Source organism: Ideonella sp. A 288, assembly GCF_002198735.1.
Lineage (GTDB): Bacteria > Pseudomonadota > Gammaproteobacteria > Burkholderiales > Burkholderiaceae_C > Pseudaquabacterium.
In genome coordinates this window covers 48,516-73,752 of sequence record NZ_MWLO01000091.1, presented here as the reverse complement: position 1 = coordinate 73,752, position 25,237 = coordinate 48,516, and the positions used below count along the sequence as shown (strand labels likewise).

Below are 25,237 nucleotides of genomic sequence, written 5' to 3'. Positions count from 1 at the left end.
GATGCGGGCCTCGTCGTGCAGCAGCTTCGTCCAGTCGATCGCCGGGCCGGCGTGGCCGGCGCGCAGGCCCTCGGCCACCTGCATGTCGGCCAGCAGTTGTGCCAGCCGCACGCTGCGCCGCTCGAACGAGCCGACCGAGACCATGCCCGCCAGCACGATGCGGCAAACCGCCTGCGCGAAGCCGCCCTGGCCGATGCGCGACAGCACCTCTTGGCGCAGGCTCTCGATCTCGGCGTGGGCCCGTTCGACGGCGCGCACTTCGGCAGGTGGGGCCGGGGGCAGCCAGGCGCCCAGGCCCAGCGGACCGAAGGCCAGGCGGGTCCATTGCACGACGGCGTTGTCGCGCATGTCGCGGAACAGGTTCAGGCCGCCCTCCACGCAGGTGGAAATGGCCCGCTCGACCTGTGTGGCCGGGTGGTCGGCGGGCAGCCCGTGGCGGTGCTCGCGCACGTGGCGCGCCCACGCCTCCACGGCGGCGGCCGCCGGGTGGTGGTCGTCGAAGGCCTGCCGCTGCAGGCGCAGCGGGTGCAGCGCGACGGCACCATTGCCCAGGTCACGCAGCGGCAGCGCCTGGATGGCCGGACGGACCCAGGTCTTGTAGTTCGCCGTGGTGAGCTCCGAGAACTGGGCCACGGTGGAGAACAACTGCTCCTCGTCGCGACCCTCGGGATTCACCGCCCGCAGTTCGTCCATCGTGCGGTGCTCGTAGGCCACGGTGTAGCTGCCGGGCTCGAGGTCGTCCCAGCGCTGCGGCTCGCCGCCGTCCTTCAGCACCACCTTCATCTCGTACAGCCCGGGCGGCAGGTGGTCGAGCACGTCGAGCGAGGTGACGATCTGGTCGTGTTCCTTGCGGGCGATGTCGGCGCCCACGAAGATGCCCAGGTGGCCCACGTTCTCGTGCAGCACGTAGACGATCACGCGGCCTGCAGCCGCGATGGCGCGCTCGGTGCCCCAGGTGTCGATGATCCAGTTCAGCGCCTGCGGCGGCGGCGTGATGTTGTCGCCCCACGAGGCGAACACCACCACCGGCGCGGTGATGGCGCGCAGGTCCACCGGGCTGTCGCCGGCCACCAGGTTGCCCGCCGACAGCTTGTTGCCGACGAACAGGTTCTCGACGATCGTCTCCATCTCGTCGCCGGTCATGCGGAAGTAGCCGCCCCACCAGCGTTCGAACTCCAGGAAGCGCTCGGCCTCGGAGTCCACCTGCGACCACAGCTTGTAGTAGCGGCCCCACAGCGTGTTGGCAGGATTGAGCTTCTCGAAGTTCTCGACCAGGTGCGCGCCGTCGAAGCGGCCGCCGGCCAGGTCGGCCGTCATCCCGGCCAGCCAGGCGCCGCCCAGCGTGGCGCCGCTGTAGCGCATCGGGTTGAGCTTGGAGCCGCCGGCCCAGTACGACAGCGGCGCGCCCACCAGCATGATCTGGCCGAACAGTTCCGGCCGCACCGCCGCCAGCATCGAAATGGCCCAGCCGGCCTGGCAGTTGCCGATGACCATCGGCCTGGTCGGGCTGTCCGGGTGCCTGGCGATCACCTCTTCCAGGAAGCGGGCCTCGGCCTTCATCACGTCCCAGAGCGTCTGCCCCTCCTCGGGCTGCGGGCGGAAGGTGACGAAGTACACCGGGTGGCCGGCGCGCAAGGCCACCCCGACTTCCGAGTCGTGCTTGAAGCCGCCGATGCCGGGGCCGTGGCCGGCGCGCGGGTCGACGACGACCAGCGGGCGGGCCCGCGGATCGGTCGGCACCTCGGCGGGCGGCAGCACGTGCAGCAGCGCGTAGTTGCACGGCCGCGGCAGGTCGCGGCCGTCCAGCACCAGTTCATGCGGAAACTTCAACAGCGGCGGCTCGCCAGCCTTCAGGTGCTCGGCATAGGTGTTGCCGCGGCGCCGCAGCGTGTCGGCGAACAGCACGCTGCGCTCGACGGCGTCGACAAGGTAGTCCATGCCAGGCCATGGCGATGCCACGGTGGCGGTGCGCGCTGCACCGGGCCTGGGTGTCGGGGTGGGGTCCATGGGATGTCCGGGTGCTGTGACCTGTGGGTCTTCGGCACCTGGGCCCGCCGCTTGAATCATGCTTGTTGCGTTGCAGCAAGATCCAGCACCATTTCAGCACTTCAACCCGCCCGCCAACTGCCGAAAGCCAATCACCGACGCAAGTCAACCAGGAAGTGCAGCCGTGTCCCTAGAAGCCCTCTTCTCCAAGCCCGCCGCGTTGCCGATCGTGCCCAAGGTGGTGCAGGAGCTGATCCTGTCCTTCGGCCGCGAAGATGCCTCGGTCGGCGACATCGCCGCCAAGCTGGCGTCCGACCCCGTGCTGGGCGCCAAGACGCTGCGCCTGGCCAACTCGGCCTACTTCCACGTGTCGCGGCAGATCGCCACGGTGGACGACGCGTTGCGCATGCTCGGCTTCGTGATGGTGCGCAACCTGGTGGTGGCCTGCGGCGTGGCCGGCGCCTTCAAACCGATGCGCGGCATCGACCTGCCGCAGTTCTGGCGCCACAGCCTGCACACCGCCTGCACGGCCCGCTGGCTGGCGCCCGCCGGTGGCTTGAACGCCGACCTGGCGTTCACCGTGGGCCTGGTCCATGCGCTGGGCCAACTGGTGATGCACGTCGCGCAACCCGAGGCGATGGTGCCGATCGACGCGCAATGCCACCCGCTGGCCGCCGGGCGCGCGGCTCTGGAGTCGGCCACCCTGGGCTACCACCACGGCGCGGTCAGCGCCGGGCTGGCCGCGCGCTGGAAATTCCCTGCCGAGATGGTCGATCCGCTGCGCGGCGCCGTGGATCCGCTGCACACCGACCCCCCATCGCCGATGGCCGCGCTGATCCACATCGCCGCCTGGCGCGCCCGCATCGACAGCCTGTCCCTGGACGCGGCCGAGGCCGCCGACAGTTGCCCGCAGCCGGTGGCCCATGTGCTGGGGCTGGATTTGCAGTGGCTGCCCGACCTGGCCACCGTGGGCGTCGAACACGACGCCCTGCCCCCGCACATGCCGCCGCTCGCCGAGCTGACGATGGGCCTGGAGGCCATGCTCCATTGACGGCGTTGCGGACACGGCCCGGCCGCGCCCGCCGCCGGGGCGAGCTCAGCCCACCATCGACCAGCGCCTGACCACGTCGCCGAGCACGTCCAGCGGCACCGAGCCGGTCTTCAGCACCACGTCGTGGAAGTCTTTGGCGCTGAAGCGGTCGCCCATCGCCCCGCGGGCCTGATCGCGCAGATCGAGCAGCCGCAGCATGCCCACCATGTAGGCGCAGGCCTGGCCGGGGTTGACGACATAGCGCTCCACCTCGCGGGCGCTGATGCCGTAGTCGATGGCCTGCTGGCGAGTCCAGCGCTTGGCGTGCAGCCCGGTGTCGACGACCAGGCGGCGCGCCCGGAAGAGCTGGCTGTCCAGCGCGCCCAGCAGCTGCTGCGGCTCGCCCTCGTACCAGCCGTGGTCGATGGCCAGTCGCTCGGCATACAAGGCCCAGCCTTCGCTGTGCGCGCTGCCGCCGCCGAAGATGCGGCGCTGGCGCCAGCGCGGCAGGTCAGCTCGTTCCTGCTGGATGGCGAGCTGGAAGTGGTGGCCCGGCACGGCCTCGTGCACGGCCAGGCTGCGCATGGCCGGCACGTTGAAGATCGGCCCCGGCAGCGGCGCCCAGAACACCCCGGGCCGGCTGCCGTCCGGCGCCGGCATGCTGTAGTGGGCGGCCGCCGTCTGCTCGGTCAACGCCGGCTCGCGGCGAACGTCCACCGGCGCCCGCGGCTGCAGGTTGAACAGCGCCCGGCTGCGCCGCTGGCTGTCGCGCACCATCTCGCGGAAGCGTTCGATCAGCGCCGGCCGAGGGTCGGGCTCGGCTGGCGGCTGCATCTCGGCGCGCAGCGCGGTCATGCGATGCTCGACGCTGCCGGTCGCGCGGCCCAGCGACTTCAACACCTGGTCCATCTCGCCTTCGATGCGCGCCACCTCGCGCAGGCCGATGGCATGGATCTCTTCGGGGCCCATCGTGGTGGTGGTGTAGGTCGCCAGGGCTTGCACATAGGCCTCGGCACCCCTCGGCAGGCGCCAGAGGCCGGCATCCTGGGTGCTGCCGGCATGCAGTTCGTCCAGCAGCGCCAGGATGCGCTGCCAGGCCGGGCGGATGCCCGATTCGACCAGCCGGGTCGCGTCGGCCAGGGCCCGCGTGCGCTCGGCGCCGCCCAGCGCGTCGATGCTCCGGCTGCGCCGCTCCAGCGCGGTGACGAACAGGTTCTGCGCCGGCGCGGGCACCAGGAAATCCTGCACCTGCGTGCGCGCCCGCTCGATGATGAAGCGCGGCGGCAGCAAGCCCCTGGCCGCGGCGTCGCGGGAGCGTGCGATGGCCTCGTCGATGCGCGCCGCCACCTGTGACAGCCGCTCGACATAGGCTTCCAGGTCGCCCGGCCTGCGCAAGGGCTGAACCTCGTTGAACAGCGACACCAGGCTGATGTGCAGTCCGCGCAACTGATTGAATGCGAACTGGTGGTCCTCGAAAGGATCGGACGCCAGCATGTTCTGCAGGCTCCAGCGCATCGTGTCGGCGTCGGTGCGCTGGTCGGGTGTCAACCGGTCGGATCCAAACGCCGTCAGCCGCGTCAGCCCGGCGCGGGCCGCGTCACGCTGGCGTTGGCGGTGTTCGGGTGTGCGCGGCGTCAACTGGCGGTCGAACGCCGCCTGCTCGGCCCCGCTGAAGTACTGGGTGTAGGTGGCGCGCTCGGCCGACAGGCGCACCCAGTCGGCCGCGAAGCCTTCGGCCCAGGGGCCGAAGTCTGTGGGGGACGGCGGGGCCGCCGCGTTCAACGCGCACGCCGGCAGCAGCGGCGTCAGCGCAGCCCCCGCCGCCCAGGCCAGGGCGTGGCGGCGGGTGACGCCGTGAACGGTGGGGAGTTCAGAGGTGTCGGACATGGTGGCCGCCAGTCTAGGCCTCTTGCGGGGCCAGGACTCATCTCGGGCCCTCGGAACGACCCCACAAGACCTCGGGCGACACCGACGTGCCGTCGAGGCGGCATGGCCAGGGCACGTCACGCAGACCAAGGTTCGTCTCATGAAACATTGATAGGGTTCATCTGATGCCTCATCCGTGCACCCAGCTCTTAGGATGAAACAGCTGACCGGAGTCAAGGGCACGCCAGCACGGCGGCTCACTCGGCACGAGGCTGGTGAGGAGACAAGCATGAAGTTTCGTTCGATGAAACATGGCCTGCTGGCCGTGCAGGCGGCGATGTGCCTGCTGGCGCCCCTGGCCGCCCAGGCGCAGCCGATCAAGGTGGGCTGGCTGTCGTCGCTGACCGGCCCGCTGTCGTCGGCGGCCATCGCCGAGAACCAGGGTGTGCAGCTGGCGGTGGAAGAGATCAACAAGGCCGGCGGCATCAATGGCCGGCCGATCGAACTGCTGACGCGCGACACCGCGGGCGACCCCACCAAGGCCGTCAACTTCGCGCAGCAGCTGGCCTTCAGCGACAAGGTGCACGTGGTCATCGGCCCGGTCAATTCCGGCGAGGGCCTGGCGAGCACGCCCATCCTGGCGCGCGCCGGCATCCCCAACCTGATCATCGGCGCCATCGACGAGCTGATCGACCCGGTGAAGTACCCGCGCGCCTTCCGCGTGATCAACACCAACAAGCAGTGGATCGGCACCGCCAACGACTACGCGGTGAACACGCTGAAGAAGTCCAAGGTGGCGATCATTGCCGACACCTCGGGCTACGGCACCGCCAGCGCCAAGACCGCGCAGGAAATGCTCGAGAAGGCCGGCATCAAGCCCATCTACACCGCGTTGGTCGACCCCAACAAGACCGACCTGACCGACGAGATGATGAAGGCCAAGGCCGCCGGCGCCGACATCGTGATGCCCTGGTCGGCCGCCACCGGCCTGCTGGGCCGGCTGCTCAACGCCCGTGGCGACATTGGCTGGAACGTGCCCGTGGTGGGCCACCCGGCGCTGATGGCCGCGCAGATCCGCAAGCTGCTGAACAAGCCCGAGTACTGGCAGAACACCTTCGCCGCCGGCTACCGCAGCACCACCTACGGCGCCGACGGCAAGCTGCCCGCGGCCACCCAGGCGCTGCTGGACAAGATGCGCCCGCGGCTGGGCAACGGCGAGGTCGACGTGCTGTTCTGGTGGGTGGCCATGGGCTACGACACCGTGAAGATCGTCGAGCATGCCATCAAGACCGCCGGCTCCACCGACCCCGCGGCAATGCAGAAGGCGCTGGAGGGCACGAGGGAGTACCGCGGCATCTACGCGACATACGGCTGGAGCGCGACCGAGCGGAACGGCTTCCCCGACAGCAACATGGCGATGAACGCGGCCAACACCTTCAAGGACGGCAGCTTCAACCTCGCCCCGCGCTGAGCCGCGCGACCGCCCGCCAGCGCTCCTCCTCCGCACCGCACCGCGCGCACCTGCTGCGCGCATCCACCGGGGCTTGCCCATGGGTTTCGTCATCGTCTCCGGACTGGCCATCGGCATGGTCTTCGCCGCCGTGGCGCTGGTCTACAACGTCATGTACTCCACGTCGAAGGTGCTGTCGGTGACCACCGGCCACCTGGCGATGCTGGGGGGCGTGTTCGGCGCCTTCTTCATCTCCCAGCTGCAGTGGCCCTGGTATGTGGGGTTGCTGGGCGCAATGGTCGTCGGTGCGGCGTTCGGCTGGCTGACCGACCTGCTGGCCATCCGCCGCGTGCTGGCGCGCAGCGATGAGCATCTGTGGCTGCTGTCCACGCTGGCCCTGGCCACCATGGTGCAGCAGGGGGTGGCGTTGTGGTGGGGCACCGAGCCCAAGCCCTTCCCGAGGCTGCTGCCGCAGGCCTTCGGCGCGGGCATCGGCGACCAGAAGTTCTGGCTGCCCATCGTGCTGGCGGTGGTGATGGCCGTCGGCCTGGACCTGTTCTACCGCCGCACCATGTACGGCAAGCTGTTCCTGGCGATGTCGGAAGACGCCTTCGCGGCGCGCGCCCGCGGCGTGTCGACCGATCGCATCCGCGAACTGTCCTATGTGCTGTCGGGCGCGCTCGGCGGGCTGGCCGGCTTCGCAGCGGGGCAGCTGACCTTCGCCTACTTCGCGGTGGGGCTGTCGCTCACGCTCAACGGCTTCATCGCGCTGGCGGTGGGTGGGCTGGGCAGCAACATCGGCGCGCTGCTGGGCGGCGCGGCGCTGGGGTTGCTCAACGCCTTCGCCAGCTACTGGATCGGTGGCGAGTACCAGAACACCATCGCCGTCGGCCTGCTGATGGTGGTGCTGCTGATCAAGCCCGAAGGCCTGCTCGGCTCGCGCAACGTGCGTCCGGTGTGACATGGCCCACCCCCGAAGCGCCTTCGGCGCCTCCCCCTCGAGGGGGCGCCGCCAGCGGCCCGGCAAAGCCGGATCCGCGGCGTCTGCTTGGACCTGAGGTGATCGGATGCGCCTGCCCATGAATCCTCGGACCCTCGCCATCGCCGCTGCGTGCGCCGCGGCCGCGGTGCTGCCGCTGCTCACCGGCGACACCTACCAGCTGCACCTGGCCGCGCTGATCGCGGTCTACTGGATCCTGATCGCCGGGCTGAACCTGGTGGTGGGCTACAGCGGCCAGCTGTCGATCGGCCATGTCGGCCTGCTGTCGATCGGCGCCTATGCCTTCGCCATCCTGGCCGGCAAGGCCGGCTGGCACCCCGGCCTGGCGGTGGCCGCCGCCGGCGCGCTGTGCGGCGCCTGCGGGCTGGCGCTGGGACTGCCGTCGCTGCGGCTGCCGGGCTTCTACTTCGCGATGGCCACGATGGCCTTCGCGCTGATCGTCAACGAGGTGGTGCTGGCGCAGGTGGGCCTGACCGGCGGCGGCATCGGCTTGGCCGGGCCGATGTTCCCGGCGCCCTTCGACACGCCGGCCGGCTACTACGCGCTGGTGGCCGTGGTGGCCGCGATCGTCACCCTGATGAGCTGGAACATCGCCCGGCGCATGTGGGGCCGCGGGCTGATCGCCATCCGCGACAACCCGGTCACCGCCCAGGCGGTGGGCGTGCCGGTGTTCCGCGCCAAGCTGGTGGTGTTCGTGTTCAGTGGCGTCACGGCTGGCATCTCCGGCGCGCTGTTCGCGTCGCTGCAGAGCTACATCACGCCCGACACCTTCGTCTTCGAGCTGAGCCTGTTCTTCTTCGTCTGCATCATCATCGGCGGGCGCGGCGGCATCATCGGCCCGTTCATCGGCACCGTGGTGCTCACCGCCCTGCCCGAGCTGGTGGCCCCGCTGGCCAAACTGGGCAACTTCTTCTACGGCCTGCTGCTGCTGGTGGTGGTGCTGGTGGTGCCCGAAGGCATCGGCCGCGTGGTCGAACTGGTGGGGGAGCGCCTGCGCCCGAAGAAGCTGCCGCAGACCACGATCGAGCCCGATCTGCCTCGGCTGTCGCGTGCGCTGTCTCAGCGCCACACGCGCCGCGATGGGGTGCGCACATGAGCCCCGCCCGGCCGCCCGAAGGGGCTCATTCCCGCCTGGCGGGACGGGCCGAAGGCCCAAGGGTGCACCAGTGACCACTGCCACACTGAGCGATCCGCCCGTGAGCACCTCGGCGCCGCAGGCATCCAACCCGCCGCTGGACGCCATCGCCATCGGCAAGCAGTTCGGTGGTCTTACCGCGCTGGACAACGTGTCGCTGAGCCTGCTGCCCGGCGAGGTGCACGGCCTGATCGGCCCCAACGGCAGCGGCAAGACCACGCTGCTGAACATGCTGTCGGGCTACTACGAACCCAGCAGCGGCAGCGTGCGCTGTGGCGCCGTGGAACTGGCCGGCGCCGCGGTGCAGCAGCGGGCCGCCATCGGCATCGCGCGCACCTTCCAGAAGCCACGCCTGCTGCCGATGCTGTCGGTGCTGGACAACGCCGTGCTCGGCGCCTGGACGCATGCCGAGGCCGGCTTCCTGGCCACCGCGCTGGGCCTGCCGTCGGTCGGCGCCGAAGACCGGCGCCTGCGCGAGCGCGCCGCCGAGCTGCTGCACGGCGTGGGCCTGGGCGCGGTGATCCATCGCCGCGCCAACACGCTGGACCATGCGCAGCAGCGCTTCCTCGAGATCGCGCGAGGGCTGGCACTGGAGCCGCGCTTCATCCTGCTGGACGAACCCGCCGGCGGCCTCACCGAAACCGAGATCGAGGCCCTGGGGTCGGTGATCCGCACCGTGCGCAATGCCGGCATCGGCGTGCTGCTGGTCGAGCACCATACCGATTTCGTCTTCCGCATCTGCGACCGCGTGACCGCGCTCAACGTCGGCAGGATGATCCGCCACGGCAGCCCGGCCGAGGTGCGGCACGACGCGGAAGTGATCCGCGTCTACCTGGGGGCCTGAGCCGTGGTCGCATCCCATCAACGCCCGGAACACGTGCTGCTCGACGTGCAGGACCTGCACGTCGCCTACGGCAAGGCCGAGGTCGTGCACGGCCTGTCGATGCAGGTGCGCGCCGGCGAGTTCGTCGTCGTGCTCGGCCGCAACGGCGCCGGCAAGAGCACGGTGATGCACGCCGTCTCGGGCCTGGTGCCCAAGCGCGCCGGCCGCGTGCTGTTCGGCGGCCAGGACCTGAGCCACGCCACGCCGCGCCAGACCGTGCAGGCCGGCATCGTGCAGGTGCTCGAAGGCCACCGCGTGTTCCAGACCTTGTCGGTCGAGGACAACCTGCTGATCGGCACCTACGCCCGCACACCGCGCGGCGACCGCAGCAAGCTCGAGCCGATCTACGCGATGTTCCCCGAACTGGCCGACCGCCGGCAGCAGATGGCGTCGCGCCTGTCGGGCGGACAGCAGCAGATCCTGGCCGTGGCCCAGGGCGTGATCGGCGAGCCGCGACTGCTGATCCTGGACGAACCCTCGGGCGGCCTGGCGCCGATCGTCATCGACCGCATCCTCGACGTGGCCTCGCGGCTGTGCCGCGACGGCCTGGCCATCCTGCTGGTCGAGCAACTGGTCGAGAAGGCGCTGCGCCACGCCCACTACGGCTACCTGTTCGAGACCGGCCGCGTGGCCGCCGAGGCCTTTGCCGACGAACTGGGCCAGGGCGACCTGCTGCACCGCGTGTTCCTGGGGGGGCACGCGCAACCCACGGAGGAGACCGCACCATGAGCGAATCACCGCGCTGGACCCACCGCCCGCCGGGCTCGAACTGGGGCGACTTCGGCCCCGACGACCAGAACGGCCGGCTCAACCTGGTGACGCCCGAGAAGGTGCGCCAGGGCATCGCCGAGGTGAAGGAAGGCCTGACCTTCTGCCTGAGCCTGCCGCTCGACCTGCCCGGAGGCAACCTGCTGAACCCGCGCCGCCACCCGCCCGTGCTGCGGCCCACGCTGCGCAACGGCAAGCCCAACCTGAACTACCGCCTGGTGGGCGACAACGCGCAGCACACCGACGTCATCAGCGACGACCTGGTGCTGATGCACCTGCAGTACTCCACCCAGTGGGACAGCTTCGCGCACGTCGGCCAGTTGTTCGACGCCGACGGCGACGGACTGCCCGAGGCGCGCTACTACAACGGCTACCGCGCCGAGTACGACATCCTCGGCCCGAAGGACGCCGCCGACGCCGGCGTGCCCGGTGCCGGCGTGCCCTGGCGTGCCACCTCGCGCGCCAAGGCCCTGGGCATCGAGCGCATGGCCGAGCGCTGCGTGCAGGGCCGCGCGGTGATGATCGACCTGCATGCGCACTGCGGCGACGCGCGCGAGGTCGTCGGCTACGAGCGCCTGGCGGCCATCATGGCCGCCGACGGCGTGACGGTGGAGTCGGGCGACATGGTCTGCCTGCACACCGGCTTCGCGCAGGCGCTGGTCGACATGAAGGGTCAGCCCGACCCGCACCGGCTCGAGACCACCGGCGCCGTGCTCGACGGCCGCGACGCCAGGCTGCTGCAGTGGATCACCGACAGCGGCCTGTCGGTGCTCATCGCCGACAACTACGCCGTCGAGGCCCACCCGGCCACCAGCCAGCCGGGCTGTTGCGCCACGCTGCCGCTGCACGAGCACTGCCTGTTCAAGCTGGGCATCCACCTGGGCGAGATCTGGCACCTCACCCCGCTGGCCCAGTGGCTGCGCGCGCACGGCCGCCACCGCTTCCTGCTCACCGCCCCGCCGCTGCGCCTGCCCGGTGCGGTGGGCTCGCCGACCACGCCGGTGGCCACCGTCTGAGGCTCGGGTGCGCCAGGCCTCCGACACCAATGCTGCGCAGAAGGTCTGCCGGCTGCTGCGCGCGCTGTCGACGCCGGTGCCGCAGCGCCTGGCCGACATCGCCGAGGGCTCGGGCGTCAACAAGGCCACCGCGCTGCGGCTGCTGGAATCGCTGATCGGTGAAGGCTTCGTGGTGCGCGACGAGGCCACCAAGCGCTACACGCTGGGCGACGAGGCGCTGGCCCTGGGCATCGCGATGCAGGGCCGCGACCACATCCGCGACCGCGCGCGGCCCACCCTACTGCGCCTGGCCGCCGCCACCGGCGACACGATGCTGCTGTCCACCCGCAGCGGCATCGAATCGGTGTGCGTGGACCGCGAGTTCGGCAGCTACCCGATCCGCGCCAACTACCTCGACCTGGGCATGCGGCGCCCGCTGGGCGTGGGCGCCGGCAGCCTGGCACTGCTGGCCTGGCTGCCCGACGACGAGGTCGACGCGGTGCTGCCGCTGATCGCGCCGCGCATCGCCAAGCGCTACCCGCGCATCACCGTCGACCTGCTGAAGACCGAGGTGCAACTGGCCCGCCAGCGCGGCTATGCGCTGCTGCTGGACGTGGTGGTCGACCAGATGGGCGGCATCGGCGTGCCGGTGTTCGGCAGCGACGGCCGCCCGATGGCCGCCATCAGCCTGGCCGCGCTGACCAGCCGCATCACGCCGCGCCTGGCCCAGCTGGTGCCACTGCTGCGCAAGGCGGGCGAGGACCTGTCGCGAGAATATGCGCAGAAGGACGCGGCATGACGGGAACAGGCTGGCTCGTCGGCAGCGGCCTCACCCGCTATGGCCGCCACGAGGGCCGCAGCACGCTCGACCTGATGAGCGACGCGGCCGAACTGGCGCTGGCCGATGCCGGCCTGGTGCGCGGCGACATCGACGGCCTGCTGTGCGGCTATTCCACCACCCACCCGCACCTGATGCTGGGCACGCTGTTCGCCGAGCACTTCGGCCTGCAGCCGCGCTACGCCCACACGATGCAGTTGGGCGGCGCCACCGGCTGCGCGCTGGTGATGCTGGCCTGCCAGCTGGTGGCCAGCGGCGCGGCGCGGCGCATCCTGGTGGTGGGCGGCGAGAACCGCATGACCGGGCAGAGCCGCGATTCGGCGATCCAGACGCTGGCACAGGTGGGCCACCCCGACTACGAGGTGCCGCTGGGCGCCACCATCCCCGCGTACTACGGCCTGCTGGCCTCGCATTGCATGCACGCCCACGGCCACACCGAGGCCGATTTCGCCGAACTGGCCGTGCTGATGCGCCGCCATGCCGGTGCCCACGAGGGCGCGCAGTTCCGCACCCCGATCACGGTCGACGAGGTGCTGGCCTCGCGGCCGATCGCCTCGCCATTGAAGGTGCTCGATTGCTGCCCGGTCTCTGACGGCGGCTGCGCGGTGGTGGTCACCGCCACGCGGCAGGGGCCGCACCCGCTGCGCATCAGCGGCAGCGCGCAGCACCACAACGCACAGCACCTGTCGGCCATGGCCACGCTCGACGACTTCGGTGCCGGCGCCTGCACCGGCCGCGCGCTGGCGCAGGCCGGGCGCACGCTGGCCGACGTGGAGTACGCGGCCATCTACGACAGCTTCACCGTCACGCTGACGCTGCTGCTGGAGGAGATCGGCCTGGCGCCCCGTGGCCATGCCGGCGCGCTGGCCCGCGATGGCCACTTCTCGCGCGACGGCGCGATGCCGCTGAACCTGCACGGCGGCCTGCTCAGCTACGGCCACTGCGGCGTGGCCGGCGCCATGGCGCACCTGGCCGAAGCGCATCGGCAGTTGACCGGCCGCGCCGGCGTGCGCCAGGTGCCGCGCGCCGGCGTCGCGCTGATGCACGGCGACGGCGGCGTGCTGTCGTCGCACGCCAGCCTGGTGCTGGAGGCGGCATGACAGACCCGTTGAAGGCCACCGACTGCTGGACGCGCGGCGGTGGGCGGATCGTCTTCCAGCACTGCGCCCCCTGCGGCCGGCAGTGGCTGTTCATGCGCAGCTTCTGCCCGCACTGCGGCGCCCGCGACCCCTCGCTGCGCGCGGCCAGCGGCCGCGGCACCGTGGCCGCCAGCACGCTGGTGCACCGCGCGCCGAACGACGAGTTCCGCGCGCTGGCGCCTTACCGATTGGTGCTGGTCGACCTGGACGAGGGCCTGCGCCTGATGGCCCATGCCGACCCCGCGCTGGCCGTCGGCGACCGCGTGCAGGGCGCCGTGCGCGCCATCGCCGGCCGGCCGATGCCCTACTTCAGCAAGGACCCCGCCCCATGACCGCTGCCTCGCGCGACCCGCGACAGGCCCTGCGCACCGCCCTGGCGCCGCGCTCCATTGCCGTGATCGGCGCGTCCGACAACCCGCACAAGATCGGCGGCCGGCCCATCGCCTACCTGCAGCGCTTCGGTTGGAAGGGCAAGCTGTACCCGATCAACCCGGCACGTGCCGAGGTGCAAGGCCTGCGCACCTGGGCCGACCTGGCTGCGCTGCCCGAGGTGCCCGAGGCCGCCATCGTGGCCGTGCCCGGCGACGCCGCCGTCGAGGCCGTGGCCCAGTTGGCCGCCGCCGGCACGGCCCTCACGGTGCTGATGAGCTCGGGTTTCGGCGAGGTGGACGCCGCGGGCAAGGCCCGCGAGCGGGCCATGGTGGCCAGCGCCCGAGCCCACGGCATGCGCATCGTCGGCCCCAATTCGCAGGGCCTGGCCAACTTCGGCAGCGGCGCGGTGCTGAGCTTTTCCACCATGTTCACCGAGGTGGCGGCCCAGGACGGCCCGGTGGGCATCATCAGCCAGAGCGGCGCGATGAGCGTCATCCCCTACGGCCTGCTGCGCGGCCGCGGCATCGGCGTGCGCCACGCCCACGCCACCGGCAACGACTGCGACGTGACGGTGTGCGAACTGGCCACCGTGGTGGCCGAAGACCCCGGCCTGAAGCTGCTGATGCTGTACCTGGAAGGCATCCCCGACCCCTGGCACCTGGCCGAGGCCGCGGCGGTGGCGCGCGAGCGCGGTCTGCCCATCGTGGCCTTGAAATCGGGCCGCACGCCGGCCGGCCAGGAGGCCGCGCTGTCGCACACCGGCGCGCTGGCCAGCGAAGACCGCGTGGTGGACGCCTTCCTGGCTGAACACGGCATCTGGCGGGTGCAGAACATGGTCGAGCTGGTCGATGCGGCCGAGCTCTACCTGCAGGGCTGGAAGCCGCGCGGCCGGCGGCTGGTGGCCATCAGCAACTCGGGCGCGGTGTGCGTGCTGACGGCCGACGCGGCCACCGTGGCGCAGATGCCCCTGCAGCCGCTGGCCGACGACACGCAGGCCGAGCTGCGCCGCATCCTGCCGGGCTTTGCCACCACCACCAACCCGGTGGACATCACCGCCGCGCTGCTGACCAACAGCCGCCTGTTCAGCGACATCCTGCCACCCATCGGACGCGACCCCGCCGCCGATGCCTTCCTCGTCGGCGTGGCCGTGGCCGGCGCCGGCTACGACGTGCCCAGCTTCGCGGCCGACACCGCCAAGTTCGCCGAGAGCACGGGCAAGCCGGTGGTGGTGGCGGCACCGCAGGCCAGCGTGGCCGCGGCCTTCAAGCAGCATGGCCTGCCGGTCTACCCGACCGAGGCCGAGGCGGTGCGAGCGCTGGGCCAGTTCCTGTCGCATGCCGACCTGATGGCCGCCACGCAGGCGCGCCGCCCGCCCCTGCCGCCGCGACCCCGAGCCCCGGCGCAGGGCACGCTGCTGGACGAGGCGGCCAGCCTGGCGCTGCTGGCCGCGGCCGGCGTGCCGGTGGCCCGCCACCGCCTGTGCCGCAACGCCGACGAGGCCCGCGCCGCCTGGGCCGAGCTGGGCCGTGGCGAGGTGGTGGTGAAGGGCGTCAGCGCGGCGGTGACGCACAAGAGCGAGCTGGGCCTGGTGGTGGTGGGCCCCGACAGCGCCGACGCCGTGGTCGCGGCCTGCGAGCGCATCGTCGCCGCAGCCACGGCGGCCGGCGTGGCGCTCGGCGGCCTGCTGGTGGCCGAGCGGGTGCGCGGCCGGCGCGAACTGATGATCGGCGCGCGGCTCGACCCCGTGTTCGGCCCGGTGGTGCTGGTGGGCGACGGCGGCCTGTACGTCGAGGCCCTGCCCGACACGCAGGTGCTGCTGCCCCCTTTCGACGCCGCGCGCGTGGAACTGGCGCTGCGGCGCCTGCGCATCGCGCCGCTGCTGGACGGCGTGCGTGGCGAACCGCCGCTGGACCTGGCCGCGTTCTGCGACGCCGCAGTGGCCGTCGGCGGCCTGATGGCCGACGCCACGGCCGGCATCCAGCAACTCGACATCAACCCGGTGATCGTCGGCGCCCGTGGCCAGTGCTGCGCCGCCGTCGATGCCGTCATCGTGAAAGACATGCCATGACCCGAACCCTCCGCATCGGCGCCGGCGCCGCCTGGTGGGGCGACCGCGTCGAACCCGCGCAATGGAGCGCCGAGCGCGGCGACCTCGACTACCTGTGCTTCGAGACCATGGCAGAGGCCACCGTCTCGGCCGCACAGGTGCGCGCCCGCCGCGACCCCAGCTTCGAGGGCTACGACACCTACCTCGACGACCGCATGCGCGCGGTGCTGCCGGGATGCATGGCGCGCGGCACCAAGATCATCAGCAACCAGGGCTGGATCAACCCCGAGGCCGCCGCGAAGCGCGTGCTGCACTGGCTGCGCGAGTTCGGCCACCGCGGCGTGAAGGTGGCGGCCGTCAACGGCAGCCTGATCACCGACCGCGTGCTCGGCATGACCGACCGGATTCTCGAGAACGGCCAACCCACCGCCACGCTGGCGCCCACGCTGATCTCGGCCGAGGCCTACCTCGGCGCCGAGCCCATCGTGCAGGCGCTGAAGGAAGGCGCGCAGATCGTCATCACCGGCCGCGTCGCCGACCCGTCGATCTTCATGGCGCCGATGGCCTTCGAGTTCGGCTGGGATCCGCTCGACCACGTGCGCATCGGCCGCGGCAACGGCCTGGGCCATCTGCTGGAATGTGGCGCGCAGGTCACCGGTGGCTACTTCAGCGACCCCGGCTTCAAGGACGTGCCCGAGCCCTGGAACTTCGGCTTCCCGATCGCCGAAGTGGATGCCGACGGCAACGCCACGCTCGGCAAGGTGGCCGGCACCGGCGGCGCCATCACGCTGCAGACGGTGAAGGAGCAGATGCTGTACGAGGTGCACGACCCGGCCAACTACATCACCCCCGACGTGGTGGTGGACTTCACCACCGCACAGCTGGAACAGGTGGGCCCCGACCGCGTGCGCGTCACCGGCATCGGCGGCAAGCCGCGCACGCCGACGCTGAAGGTGTCGATCGGCTGCACCGAGGGCTTCATCGGCGAGGACATGTTCTTCTACGCCGGCCCCGGCGCGCTGCGCCGCGCGCAACTGGCCAAGACGATCCTGCAGGAGCGCTTCCGCATCGTCGGCCTGCAGGCCGAGGAGTATCGCGTCGATTTCCTGGGCCTGAACGCCATCCACGGCGACGCCACACCGGCCAATGCGCCCGAGCCCTACGAGATCGCCGTGCGCGTGGCCGCCCGCACCCGCACCCGTGAAGAGGCCGCCAAGGTGGGCCGCGAGGTCGACGGCATGGCCGTCTCCGGCATCGGCCACACCGGCAAGCGCGTGCCGCACCAGGACCGCACGCGCGAGGTGATCGGCGTGTGGTCGTCGCTGGTGCCGCGCGAGCAGGTGCCCTGGTCCATCGTCCACTACGAGAGCTGAGCCATGAAAGTGATGCTTCAACACGTGGCCCACGCCCGCTCGGGCGACAAGGGCGACACCTCCAACATTGCGGTCTTCGCCTACACGCCCGAGCTGTACCCGCTGCTGAAGGAACAGCTCACCGCCGAGCGCTTCAAGGCCTTCTACCGCGGCGCCATCAAGGGCGCGGTGACGCGCTACGAGGCCGACAACCTCCAGGCGCTGAACTTCGTCTGCCAGGGCGCCCTGGGCGGCGGCGTGTCGCGCAGCCTGTGCCTGGACAACTACGGCAAGGCGCTGTCGGCCGCGGTGCTGGGCTTCGAGATCGAGGTGCCCGACGCGCTGCGCGGGCAACTGCGCGGCCAGCACCTGCTGCAGGACGCCTGAGCGATGACCCGCAGGAAGCACACGATCCTGATCGCCGGCGCCAGCGGCGTGGTCGGCACGGCCGCCGTCGAGCACTTCGCGGCCCTGCCCGACTGGGAGGTGATCGCGCTGTCGCGCCGGCCCGTGCCGCTGCCCGACGGCGTGGTGCATGTGTCGGTCGACCTCACCGACCCGGCGGCCTGCCGCAGCGCGGCGCGGTCGCTCGGCCACGTCACGCACCTGATGTTCGCGGCGTTGTTCGAGCTGCCCGAGCTGGTGGCCGGCTGGCGCGACCCGCTGCAGATGGCCACCAACGAGGCCATGCTGCGCCACCTGATCGACGCGCTGGAGGCCGAAGCCAAGGGCCTGCGCCACGTCACGCTGATGCAGGGCACCAAGGCCTACGGCGGCCATGTCGAGCCGGCGCCGGTGCCATGCAAGGAGCGCTGGCCGCGCCATCCGCATGCCAACTTCTACTGGCTGCAGGAAGACATCCTGCGCGACCGGCAACCCCGGGCCGGCTGGGTGTTCACCGTGCTGCGGCCGCAGATCGTGCTGGGGCACGCGACGGGCAGCCCGATGAACATCATGGCCGCGCTCGGCGCCTACGCCGCGCTGCGCCGCGAGCAGGGCCTGCCGCTGGCCTGGCCCGGCGGCGGGCGCTACATCAACGGCGGCAGTTGCAGCCGGCTGATCGCGCAGGCGGCCGAGTTCGCCGGCACGCACGAGATCGCGGCCAACGAGACCTACAACGTCGTCAACGGCGACGCGCTGGTGTGGCAGGACTTCTGGGGCGGCATCGCGGCCCGCTTCGGCATGGCCACCGGGCCGGATGAACCACAGTGCCTGAGCACCGGGATGCCCCCGCTGGAAGCCACCTGGGCCCGCCTGGCCGACCGCCATGGCCTGCGCGTGAGCAGCCTGGAGGCGCTGGTCGGCAGTTCCTGGCAGTTCACCGACCGCGCCTTCGCACAGGGGCTGGCCCACCCGCCCGATTCGGTGCTGAGCCCGATCAAGCTGCGTCAGCACGGCTTCGCCGGCTGCGTCGACACCGAAGACGCCGTGCACCACTGGCTCGAACGCCTGCAGGCGGCCCGCCTGCTGCCGCGATGACCCGCCCCGGAGACCACCCCATGCCCCCCCTCACCCGCCGCCACACGCTGCTGACGCTGGCCGCCGCCTCGCTGGCGCCCGGCCTGGCCAGCGCCCAGGCGCGCATCGACAAGCCGATCAAGCTGGTGGTGCCCTACCCGCCCGGCGGCACCACCGACCTGCTGGCGCGCGCCGTGGCGCCGCGCCTGTCCGAGCGCCTGGGCCAACCGGTGATCGTCGAGAACCGCGCCGGCGCGGGTGGTGCGATCGGCTCGCAGCAGGTGGCCAAGGCCCCGCCCGACGGCAGCACGCTGCTGTTCGCCACCATCGCCACGCACGGCATCATCCCGGCGCTGAAGCAGCCACCGCCCTACGACCCGGTGCGCGACTTCGCCCCGGTCACCCTGGTGGCCGGCACGCCCAACGTGCTGCTGGCCAACAACGATCTGCCGGTGCGCACGCTGGCCGATCTGCTGGCGCTGGCCCGCGCCAAGCCGGGCAACCTGAACTTCGGCTCCACCAGCCAGGGCGGCTCGCCGCACATGAGCGGCGAGCTGCTCAAGCTGATGGCCAGGATCGACATGGTGCACGTGCCCTACAAGGGCGGCGGCCCGATGCTGCTCGACCTGATCGGCGGCCAGATCCAGGTGGCCTTCGACAACCTGCCGTCGGCGATGGCGCACATCCAGGCCGGCAAGGTGCGTGCGCTGGGGGTCACCACCGCCAGGCGCTGGCCGGCCACGCCCGAGATCCCCACCATCGCCGAGGCCGGCGTACCAGGCTACGAGATGTCGGCCTGGTTCGGCATCGTGGCGCCGGGCGGCACGCCAGCGGCCATCACCACGCTGCTGCAGCGCGAGATCGCCGCCATCCTGCGCCTGCCCGAGGTGGAGAAACAGTTCCTCGCGCTGGGCGCCGAGCCCGGTGGCATGAGCCCCGACGACTTCACGCGCTTCATCGCGCAGGACCGCGACCGCTGGGTGCGCGTCGGCGCCAACGGCGGCGTGAAACTCGAATGACCGCAAGGAGACGATCGATGCATCGCAGATTCAGCCTCGGCCTGGTGATGGCCTCCATCGCCCTGCTGGCCGCCGGGCCGGTGCTCGCGCAGGGCTGGCCGAACAAGCCGGTCAAGCTCGTCGTGCCCTACCCGCCGGGCGGCCCCACCGACATCGTGGCCCGCGTCATCGCCGAGCGGCTGGCGGCACAGACCGGACAGACCTTCGTCGTCGAGAACAAGGCCGGCGCCGGCGGCAACCTGGGCGCCGAGGCCGTGGCCCGCGCGCCCGCTGACGGCTACACGCTGCTGGTGGCCACCACCGCGCACGCCATCAACATGACGGTGTTCAAGGCCCTGAACTACGACGTCCAGCGCGACTTCGTGCCGGTGTCGCTGCTCACGCAGGGGCCGTTGGTGCTGGTGGTGCACCCGGGCTTCGGCGCGGCCAGCGTGAAGGACGTCATCGCCAAGGCCAAGGCCTCGCCGGGCGGCGTGCCTTATGCGTCGTCGGGCAACGGGCAGTCGACGCACCTGTCGGCTGAGCTGTTCGCCAGCATGGCCGGCGTCAAGCTCAACCACGTGCCCTACAAGGGCAGCGCGCCGGCGCTCAACGACGTCATCGCCGGGCAGGTGCCGATGATGTTCGACACCATGCTGTCGGCGATGCCGCACGTGAAGTCGGGCGCCCTCAAGGCCCTGGCCATCACCGGCGAGGCCCGTTCGCCCGCCGCGCCCGACCTGCCCACGCTGGCCGAGTCGGGCCTGCCCGGCTACCAGGCCTACGCCTGGAACGGCCTGCTGGCGCCGGCGGGCACACCGCCCGAGGTGATCAGCCGCCTGAGCGACGAACTGAAGAAGGCCCTGTCGCAACCGGCCGTGCAGGAGCGCTTCGGCGCCCAGGGCTTCGCGGCCACCTGGACCTCGCCGGCGCAGACCACCAGCTACCTGGCGGCCGAGATCGACAAGTGGCGGGCCGTGGCCCTGCGCTCGGGCGCGAAGGTCGAATGAGCGCAAGGCCACCCGATGATCGCTTGACTTCCTCCTGCGTGCCCTCAACTGTCAGGCTGCCCGGTTGAGGGCCACACGAGGACATCTGCATGACTGCTTCTGACATCGAAACGATCCGCGGGCGCCTGCAAACCGTCACCACGCTCGCCCACCTGCTCGAACGCATCGAGCGCAGCGAGGGTGTGGTGAACCCGGACCAGTACCAGGCCGTGGTCGCCAAGTTGAAGGAGGCCTTGTCGCAGCCCCTACCGGACGCGGTGCTCAACGCCGTGCTGGCCGCCCACCCCGCCACCGCCGAGGTCTACGAGAACCTGCACTACGCGGTGTCGGGGCTGAGCCGCTCGTCGCTCGAGCGCTCGGTGTCGTCAGAGATGCTGGCAGCGCAGGAACTGGCCCGGTTCACGCTGCACGCACGGTCGGACAAGGGCTGACGCCACGGTCCGCGTGGGAGGGCCGCGCCGGCGCACCCGCTGCAGTCGGCCAAGGCCTCACCTGCTGCGCCTGCCACAGCAAGGCTGAGGGCAGCGCCGACCGGGCGACGCACCCTCCACTGGGTCGTCGGCTTCTGGTGGCCCGTCCAGGCCCCTCAGCCCGCCAGGCCCGGGTTGCCCGCCACGCCCAGCAGCCGGGGCGTGTTGATGCGGCGTGGTTTGACCCGCCCGCCCTGGGCCTTCAACCAGGTCTCGACCAGTTCCCACACCGGGCGGTTGCCGGGCGCCGTGCGGGCCTCTTCGGCCACCGGCGCCCAGCCGGCCACCTTGTAGGTTTTTCCGGCCTCGATGGCCTTGCCGGCCAGGCGCAGGTCGCCGATGCGACGGCCCATGGCCTCGCCCGGCGTCATCGTGTAGGTGAGCCCACCGACGCGCACCATGTCGCCGCCCTGCTGGTAGTACGGGTCGGGGTTGAACAGGTTGTCCGCCACGTCCTCGAGCACGGCCTTGATGGTTTCGCCCGTCATCGGCGTGAGGGTGGCATAGGGGTAGGTGATGGCCAGCTGGTCCATCATCAGCTCGCGGGTGATGGTGTCGCCGGGCAACAGGCTGGTGCCCCAGCGAAAGCCGGGCGAGAAGGCGATGTCGGCGCCCTGCACGTCCATCAGTGCGTCGCACAGCAACTGGTCCCAGCTGCCGTTGAAGTTGCCGCGGCGATAGAGCAGGCCGTCGGTGACGGCCAGCTTCTCGGCCAGCCGGGCCTCGTAGGGTGCGCGCAGCTTGTCGATGAGTGCGGCCATCGCCGGGTCGGGCGTCAGTTGGTTCGCAAAGACCGGCATCAAGCGGTAGCGGAAGTCCGCCACCTTGCCACCCTTGACCTCGAAGTCCATCACGCCGAGGAACTTGCCGTTGCTGCCGGCGTTGGTCACCAGCGTGGTGCCGCCGGGGTTGGCCACCGGCACGGCCAAGGGCACGCCGTCGTGCGTGTGACCGCCGAAGATGGCGTCGATGCCGCGCACGCGGCCGGCCATCTTCAGGTCGACGTCCATGCCGTTGTGCGACAGCACCACCACCACCTGTGCGCCCTTGCCGCGCACCTCGTCGACCATCGCCTGCAGGTGTTCGTCCTGGATGCCGAAGGTCCAATCGGCCACCAGGTAGCGCGGGTTGGCGATGGGTGTGTAGGGGAAGGCCTGGCCGATGATGGCCACCGGCACGCCATTGATCGGACGCAGCACGTAGGGTGCGAACACCGGGTCGCCAAAGTCGGTGGTGGTGACGTTCTGCGCGACGAAGTCGATGCGGCCCTTGAAGTCCTTCTCGACGATCTCCTTGACGCGCTGCATGCCGTAGGTGAACTCCCAGTGCCCGGTCATGACGTCCACGCCCAGCGCCAGGCACGCGTCGACCATGTCCTGGGCGTTGGTCCACAGGGCGGTGGCCGAGCCCTGCCAGGTGTCGCCGCCGTCGAGCAGCAGGGCGCCGGGCCGGCTGGCCTTGAGCAGTTTGACCAGCGTGGCCAGGTGGGCGAAACCGCCGACCCTGCCGTAGCGGCGCGACGCCTTCTCGAAGTCGAGGTAGGTGAAGCCATGGGCCAGCGCGGTGCCCGGCCGCACGCCGGCGCGCTTTAGCAGGTGTTCGCCGACCAGGTGAGGTGGCTGCCCGCTCATGCCAGCCACGCCCAGGTTGACGCTGGGCTCGCGGAAGTACACGGGCTTCAACTGCGCATGGCAGTCGGTCATGTGCAGCAACGACACGTTGCCGAACGGCGGCAACTCGTAGAGGCCGGCCTGCGCCGTGGCCGCATCGGCGTCGGCATGCGCGCCCAGTGCCATGCCGGCGGCCGAGGCCGCGCCCAGCACCTGGAGGAAATCGCGTTTGCTCAGGGTCATGGGGCGGGAGTGTCGGACATCGCTGCCGCTACTGGTTGACCGGCGAACGCGGGTCGAGGATCAGCGCCATCACATGGCGCAGTTGCTGCTCGTCGAGCAGGCCCATGTGGCCGAAGCGCGGCATGTTCGAGCAGGCCGCGTAGGCCTTGGAGTTCCACAGCTTGGCCCAGGTGTACTGCACCACCGCCGCGCTGGCCGGATCGGCCACGTCCTTCACGCCGCGCAGCTTGCCGTAGTTCCACAGGCTGGGCCCGATCGTGCCGTAGGAGATCTCCTTCTGGTCGATCTGGTGGCAGTTGTAGCACTGCGCGCCGTTGGCCGATGGCTTGTCCGACGCGTCGGTCCAGGTCATGCCGCGACCGTTCTGCGCCAGCTTCTCGCCTTCGCGCCAGTCGCCCAGGTACTGCCCGCCGGCGGGCCACTTCACGCTGGCCAGCGATTCGGCCTGGATGCGCTCGGCCAGCGCCTGCGATGGCGGCTGGTCGCTGGAGCAGGCCTGCTGGCCGAGGTCTTGTTTCAGCCGCTCGGCCTTGGCGATGCCTTCGCTGCGGAAGTCCGCGCGCATCATCGCCGCGGCCTGCGCGTCGAGCTCGGCCGGGCCGGGGCCGGTGGCGCAGCCGAGGAGTGCGGCCGTGGCGGCCGCGGCCAGCGCGGTGCTGAGAAGGAGGTGGGTATGGCGCATGCGGGCTCCTGGCTCAGCGCTTGATGGCCGGGGCGATGGATTCGGCCCCCTTGGCGTTGACGCCCATGTACACGCCCAGCGCGATGGTCACGTCGGAGGCGAAGCCCGGGTAGGGGAAGCGCTGCTGGCGGTAGCAGTCGTTCAGGCGCAGCTGCATGCTCCACATCTGGCCGTTGGAGACGCGGTAGGCCGGCCAGGCGGCGAAGCCGATGCCGTCGCCGGGGTTCTTCGTCAGCTCGGGCAGGTCCTGCAGCCGGATGCGCTTGCCGGCCTCGCCGTGGCACGACGCGCAGGAGAAGTCCATCGGCCCGCCGCGGAAGTAGAACGCGCGCTTGCCCAGTTCGTAGAACCTCTGCTCCTGCGGGTGGGCCTGCGGCAGCGCGAAGCGCTGGCCGCGCGACTCCGCCGCGATCCAGGTGGCCAGCGCGGTGATGTTGGCCATCTCGCCGCGGCCGAAGGGGGTCTTGGCCAGTTCGGCCGCGTCGAAGCCCTGCAGCGTGGCCATGCAGCTGACCAGACGCGATTCGACGTCCTGCACCCGGCCGGTGTCGGCAAAGTAGCGCGGCAGCTGCACCCAGGCGCCCTTGACGACGCCAGGGCCCAGGCCCAGGTCGCAGGCCTGCAGCGTGGCGGCCTTGGGGCCGCGCTTCTGCGCCCACAGCGCCTCGCCCTTGGCCTCGAAGAGGTCGGCGGGGTTGCCGTCCTCGAGCATCTTGCGGTACTCGGCGATGCCGTCGGCGGCGCTCTTCTGCGCGAGCGCGGCCAGCGGCAGCGCGCCGAGGGCGAGGGCCAGCGCTTGTGCGACCAGTGGCGCGGCCAGGGGGTGGTTCATGGGCGGGCGGCTCATCGGCGGGCTCAGGCGACCACGGCCTCGTCGGTGCGCTTGTCGCCCCGGTTGTCGACCCAGCTCACGGCGATCTTGTCGCCCGCCTTGGCGCCCTTGACGGTGAACTGCAGGAACGGGTTCTTGGCCACCGCCGGGCCCCACTGCGCGCTCATCACCGGCTGGCCGTTGTGCGTGGCGCTGACTTCCTGGATGAACCACGCCGGGATCACCTTGCCGGCCGCGTCCTTGCGCTGGCCGGTCTCCATCTCGTGGCTCATCAGCACGCGCACGGTCGCCTTGTCGCCTGCCACCTGCGCGCGGATGCGCATCGGGTCTGCCATGGTTGACTCCTATTCCTTCGATTGACGATGCGCGTGTCCGGGGCATCCGCCCACGGCCTCGCAGAGCTCGGCCGGTTCGCCAGGCACAGGCCAGCACGCTGGTGCTGTCCCGTGTCCGGGCTCACCCACCGCATCCCCCGAGCGTGACCTTGATCTCCTTCTGCGCGTACAGCACCTTGCCGTCGCCCATCACGGCCACGGCCATGACGTTGGAGGACTGGCCCATCTTCACGCGGGTGGAGAACGCGGGCTCGACCGCGTCGCTGACGTCGAACAGCGCGGCCAGCGCGCTCGGGTTCTTCTCGACGAAGAGCATCAGCCGCTTCACCCCGGGCAGCGCGCAGGCGCAGGCCACCGGCACCACCGCGCCGTTCTCGGCGATGTCCGGGCCGGTGAGCGTGACGTCCTTGCTCGCCGCCGGCGCGCTGGCGCCCAGCGCCTTGATCGCCTCGGCCATGGTCTTGGCCTCGAAGGCCGGCGCGCTCCACGCGGCCTGCGCCGTTGCAGGCAACAGCCCGAAGCCGCCCATCAGGGCCGCCAGCCCCGCGCTGCGCTCGAGCAGCTGTCGTCTTGTGTGCATGAACCCGGTCTCCTTCGTCGTCCGAGGGCCGTATCGTAGGGGCAGGCACGGCGGGGCCTCTGCAGGGCATTCCCCGGGACCGCTCCCCGGCCCACCGCGTTGCAACACGCCGACACCGATGGCCCTCCCTGAGTGGCCTTCACGGTGCCGCGCCGCCT

Annotated in this window: 24 protein-coding genes; 17 read left to right on the top strand and 7 right to left on the bottom strand. The window is 71.2% G+C overall.

Annotated elements, in window-relative coordinates:
• Window positions 1–2,007, bottom strand: a 2,007-nt coding sequence (locus EOINJALH_RS08425) for a DUF3141 domain-containing protein (protein WP_088279909.1), incomplete at its 3' end; no start/stop codon positions are given.
• Between the two features lie 163 nt (window positions 2,008–2,170).
• On the opposite strand from EOINJALH_RS08425, the gene EOINJALH_RS08420 reads away from it, so the two are divergent.
• The gene (locus EOINJALH_RS08420) at window positions 2,171–3,037 is read left to right on the top strand and encodes an HDOD domain-containing protein (protein WP_088279898.1); all 867 of its coding nucleotides are present in this window, start codon (window positions 2,171–2,173) and stop codon (window positions 3,035–3,037) included.
• Between the two features lie 45 nt (window positions 3,038–3,082).
• Here the strand turns inward: EOINJALH_RS08420 and EOINJALH_RS08415 are convergent, their stop codons facing one another.
• Window positions 3,083–4,903 carry a DUF885 family protein gene (locus tag EOINJALH_RS08415; RefSeq protein ID WP_144289926.1) on the bottom strand — a complete coding sequence of 607 codons (1,821 nt, stop codon included), beginning with the start codon at window positions 4,901–4,903 and terminating at the stop codon, window positions 3,083–3,085.
• A gap of 268 nt (window positions 4,904–5,171) precedes the next feature.
• On the opposite strand from EOINJALH_RS08415, the gene EOINJALH_RS08410 reads away from it, so the two are divergent.
• From EOINJALH_RS08410 to EOINJALH_RS08335, 16 genes are all read left to right on the top strand, one after another.
• A complete protein-coding gene (locus tag EOINJALH_RS08410; RefSeq protein ID WP_234413719.1) occupies window positions 5,172–6,353 on the top strand; it encodes an ABC transporter substrate-binding protein in 1,182 nt (393 codons plus the stop codon).
• Window positions 6,354–6,432: 79 nt separating this feature from the next.
• Entirely contained in the window at window positions 6,433–7,293 is an 861-nt protein-coding gene (locus EOINJALH_RS08405; protein WP_088279897.1) for a branched-chain amino acid ABC transporter permease, read from the top strand.
• 118 nt (window positions 7,294–7,411) lie between these two features.
• Window positions 7,412–8,428: a branched-chain amino acid ABC transporter permease gene (locus EOINJALH_RS08400; protein ID WP_088279906.1), complete on the top strand. Its 1,017-nt coding sequence runs from the start codon at window positions 7,412–7,414 to the stop codon at window positions 8,426–8,428.
• A gap of 70 nt (window positions 8,429–8,498) precedes the next feature.
• Window positions 8,499–9,311 carry an ABC transporter ATP-binding protein gene (locus EOINJALH_RS08395; RefSeq protein ID WP_234413718.1) on the top strand — a complete coding sequence of 271 codons (813 nt, stop codon included), beginning with the start codon at window positions 8,499–8,501 and terminating at the stop codon, window positions 9,309–9,311.
• A 3-nt stretch (window positions 9,312–9,314) separates the two neighbouring features.
• A complete protein-coding gene (locus tag EOINJALH_RS08390) occupies window positions 9,315–10,079 on the top strand; it encodes an ABC transporter ATP-binding protein (RefSeq protein ID WP_234413717.1) in 765 nt (254 codons plus the stop codon).
• Complete coding sequence (locus tag EOINJALH_RS08385; RefSeq protein WP_088279895.1) at window positions 10,076–11,134, top strand: cyclase family protein; 1,059 nt, start codon at window positions 10,076–10,078, stop codon at window positions 11,132–11,134. Before EOINJALH_RS08390 ends, EOINJALH_RS08385 begins: the two co-directional genes overlap by 4 nt.
• A 7-nt stretch (window positions 11,135–11,141) precedes the next feature.
• Window positions 11,142–11,912: an IclR family transcriptional regulator gene (locus EOINJALH_RS08380; RefSeq protein WP_158219692.1), complete on the top strand. Its 771-nt coding sequence runs from the start codon at window positions 11,142–11,144 to the stop codon at window positions 11,910–11,912.
• Complete coding sequence (locus tag EOINJALH_RS08375; protein ID WP_088279893.1) at window positions 11,909–13,051, top strand: thiolase family protein; 1,143 nt, start codon at window positions 11,909–11,911, stop codon at window positions 13,049–13,051. The genes EOINJALH_RS08380 and EOINJALH_RS08375 overlap by 4 nt, the downstream gene beginning before the upstream one ends.
• Entirely contained in the window at window positions 13,048–13,422 is a 375-nt protein-coding gene (locus EOINJALH_RS08370; RefSeq protein ID WP_088279892.1) for a Zn-ribbon domain-containing OB-fold protein, read from the top strand. Before EOINJALH_RS08375 ends, EOINJALH_RS08370 begins: the two co-directional genes overlap by 4 nt.
• A complete protein-coding gene (locus EOINJALH_RS08365) occupies window positions 13,419–15,530 on the top strand; it encodes an acetate--CoA ligase family protein (RefSeq protein WP_088279891.1) in 2,112 nt (703 codons plus the stop codon). The genes EOINJALH_RS08370 and EOINJALH_RS08365 overlap by 4 nt, the downstream gene beginning before the upstream one ends.
• Window positions 15,527–16,882, top strand: coding sequence for an acyclic terpene utilization AtuA family protein (locus tag EOINJALH_RS08360; protein ID WP_088279890.1), 1,356 nt, complete (start codon window positions 15,527–15,529; stop codon window positions 16,880–16,882). Before EOINJALH_RS08365 ends, EOINJALH_RS08360 begins: the two co-directional genes overlap by 4 nt.
• Before the next feature lie 3 nt (window positions 16,883–16,885).
• A complete protein-coding gene (locus EOINJALH_RS08355) occupies window positions 16,886–17,248 on the top strand; it encodes a hypothetical protein (protein ID WP_088279889.1) in 363 nt (120 codons plus the stop codon).
• Between the two features lie 3 nt (window positions 17,249–17,251).
• Complete coding sequence (locus EOINJALH_RS08350) at window positions 17,252–18,340, top strand: SDR family oxidoreductase (RefSeq protein WP_088279888.1); 1,089 nt, start codon at window positions 17,252–17,254, stop codon at window positions 18,338–18,340.
• A gap of 20 nt (window positions 18,341–18,360) precedes the next feature.
• Window positions 18,361–19,338 carry a tripartite tricarboxylate transporter substrate binding protein gene (locus EOINJALH_RS08345; RefSeq protein WP_088279887.1) on the top strand — a complete coding sequence of 326 codons (978 nt, stop codon included), beginning with the start codon at window positions 18,361–18,363 and terminating at the stop codon, window positions 19,336–19,338.
• Window positions 19,339–19,355: 17 nt separating this feature from the next.
• On the top strand, window positions 19,356–20,327 hold the full coding sequence (locus EOINJALH_RS08340; RefSeq protein WP_088279886.1) for a tripartite tricarboxylate transporter substrate binding protein: 972 nt from the start codon (window positions 19,356–19,358) through the stop codon (window positions 20,325–20,327).
• Between the two features lie 89 nt (window positions 20,328–20,416).
• Window positions 20,417–20,758 (top strand): hypothetical protein, encoded by a 342-nt coding sequence (locus EOINJALH_RS08335; protein ID WP_088279885.1) that lies wholly within the window; start codon window positions 20,417–20,419, stop codon window positions 20,756–20,758.
• Window positions 20,759–20,913: 155 nt separating this feature from the next.
• Here EOINJALH_RS08335 and soxB read toward each other — a convergent pair whose 3' ends face one another.
• The 5 genes from soxB to soxY form a co-directional block, all read right to left on the bottom strand.
• Window positions 20,914–22,650 (bottom strand): thiosulfohydrolase SoxB, encoded by a 1,737-nt coding sequence (soxB, locus tag EOINJALH_RS08330; RefSeq protein ID WP_088279884.1) that lies wholly within the window; start codon window positions 22,648–22,650, stop codon window positions 20,914–20,916.
• A 28-nt stretch (window positions 22,651–22,678) separates the two neighbouring features.
• Window positions 22,679–23,332, bottom strand: coding sequence for a sulfur oxidation c-type cytochrome SoxX (gene soxX, locus EOINJALH_RS08325; protein ID WP_088279883.1), 654 nt, complete (start codon window positions 23,330–23,332; stop codon window positions 22,679–22,681).
• Between the two features lie 13 nt (window positions 23,333–23,345).
• Window positions 23,346–24,164, bottom strand: a complete 819-nt coding sequence (soxA, locus tag EOINJALH_RS08320) for a sulfur oxidation c-type cytochrome SoxA (RefSeq protein ID WP_088279904.1) — start codon at window positions 24,162–24,164, stop codon at window positions 23,346–23,348.
• Between the two features lie 23 nt (window positions 24,165–24,187).
• On the bottom strand, window positions 24,188–24,499 hold the full coding sequence (gene soxZ / locus EOINJALH_RS08315; protein WP_199873222.1) for a thiosulfate oxidation carrier complex protein SoxZ: 312 nt from the start codon (window positions 24,497–24,499) through the stop codon (window positions 24,188–24,190).
• 121 nt (window positions 24,500–24,620) lie between these two features.
• Window positions 24,621–25,079, bottom strand: a complete 459-nt coding sequence (gene soxY / locus EOINJALH_RS08310; protein ID WP_088279881.1) for a thiosulfate oxidation carrier protein SoxY — start codon at window positions 25,077–25,079, stop codon at window positions 24,621–24,623.
• Window positions 25,080–25,237 lie beyond the last annotated feature (158 nt).

What these genes read in the sequence shown, in the direction of transcription:
- EOINJALH_RS08340 (WP_088279886.1), top strand. Translation starts at nt 19,356, where the DNA reads ATGCATCGCAGATTCAGCCTCGGCCTGGTGATGGCCTCCATCGCCCTG.
- soxB (WP_088279884.1), bottom strand. Translation starts at nt 22,650, where the DNA reads ATGACCCTGAGCAAACGCGATTTCCTCCAGGTGCTGGGCGCGGCCTCG.
- EOINJALH_RS08355 (WP_088279889.1), top strand. Translation starts at nt 16,886, where the DNA reads ATGAAAGTGATGCTTCAACACGTGGCCCACGCCCGCTCGGGCGACAAG.
- EOINJALH_RS08335 (WP_088279885.1), top strand. Translation starts at nt 20,417, where the DNA reads ATGACTGCTTCTGACATCGAAACGATCCGCGGGCGCCTGCAAACCGTC.
- EOINJALH_RS08360 (WP_088279890.1), top strand. Translation starts at nt 15,527, where the DNA reads ATGACCCGAACCCTCCGCATCGGCGCCGGCGCCGCCTGGTGGGGCGAC.
- EOINJALH_RS08365 (WP_088279891.1), top strand. Translation starts at nt 13,419, where the DNA reads ATGACCGCTGCCTCGCGCGACCCGCGACAGGCCCTGCGCACCGCCCTG.
- EOINJALH_RS08350 (WP_088279888.1), top strand. Translation starts at nt 17,252, where the DNA reads ATGACCCGCAGGAAGCACACGATCCTGATCGCCGGCGCCAGCGGCGTG.
- soxY (WP_088279881.1), bottom strand. Translation starts at nt 25,079, where the DNA reads ATGCACACAAGACGACAGCTGCTCGAGCGCAGCGCGGGGCTGGCGGCC.
- EOINJALH_RS08375 (WP_088279893.1), top strand. Translation starts at nt 11,909, where the DNA reads ATGACGGGAACAGGCTGGCTCGTCGGCAGCGGCCTCACCCGCTATGGC.
- EOINJALH_RS08370 (WP_088279892.1), top strand. Translation starts at nt 13,048, where the DNA reads ATGACAGACCCGTTGAAGGCCACCGACTGCTGGACGCGCGGCGGTGGG.
- EOINJALH_RS08415 (WP_144289926.1), bottom strand. Translation starts at nt 4,903, where the DNA reads ATGTCCGACACCTCTGAACTCCCCACCGTTCACGGCGTCACCCGCCGC.
- EOINJALH_RS08405 (WP_088279897.1), top strand. Translation starts at nt 6,433, where the DNA reads ATGGGTTTCGTCATCGTCTCCGGACTGGCCATCGGCATGGTCTTCGCC.
- soxZ (WP_199873222.1), bottom strand. Translation starts at nt 24,499, where the DNA reads ATGGCAGACCCGATGCGCATCCGCGCGCAGGTGGCAGGCGACAAGGCG.
- soxX (WP_088279883.1), bottom strand. Translation starts at nt 23,332, where the DNA reads ATGCGCCATACCCACCTCCTTCTCAGCACCGCGCTGGCCGCGGCCGCC.
- EOINJALH_RS08410 (WP_234413719.1), top strand. Translation starts at nt 5,172, where the DNA reads ATGAAGTTTCGTTCGATGAAACATGGCCTGCTGGCCGTGCAGGCGGCG.
- EOINJALH_RS08385 (WP_088279895.1), top strand. Translation starts at nt 10,076, where the DNA reads ATGAGCGAATCACCGCGCTGGACCCACCGCCCGCCGGGCTCGAACTGG.
- soxA (WP_088279904.1), bottom strand. Translation starts at nt 24,164, where the DNA reads ATGAACCACCCCCTGGCCGCGCCACTGGTCGCACAAGCGCTGGCCCTC.
- EOINJALH_RS08400 (WP_088279906.1), top strand. Translation starts at nt 7,412, where the DNA reads ATGAATCCTCGGACCCTCGCCATCGCCGCTGCGTGCGCCGCGGCCGCG.
- EOINJALH_RS08345 (WP_088279887.1), top strand. Translation starts at nt 18,361, where the DNA reads ATGCCCCCCCTCACCCGCCGCCACACGCTGCTGACGCTGGCCGCCGCC.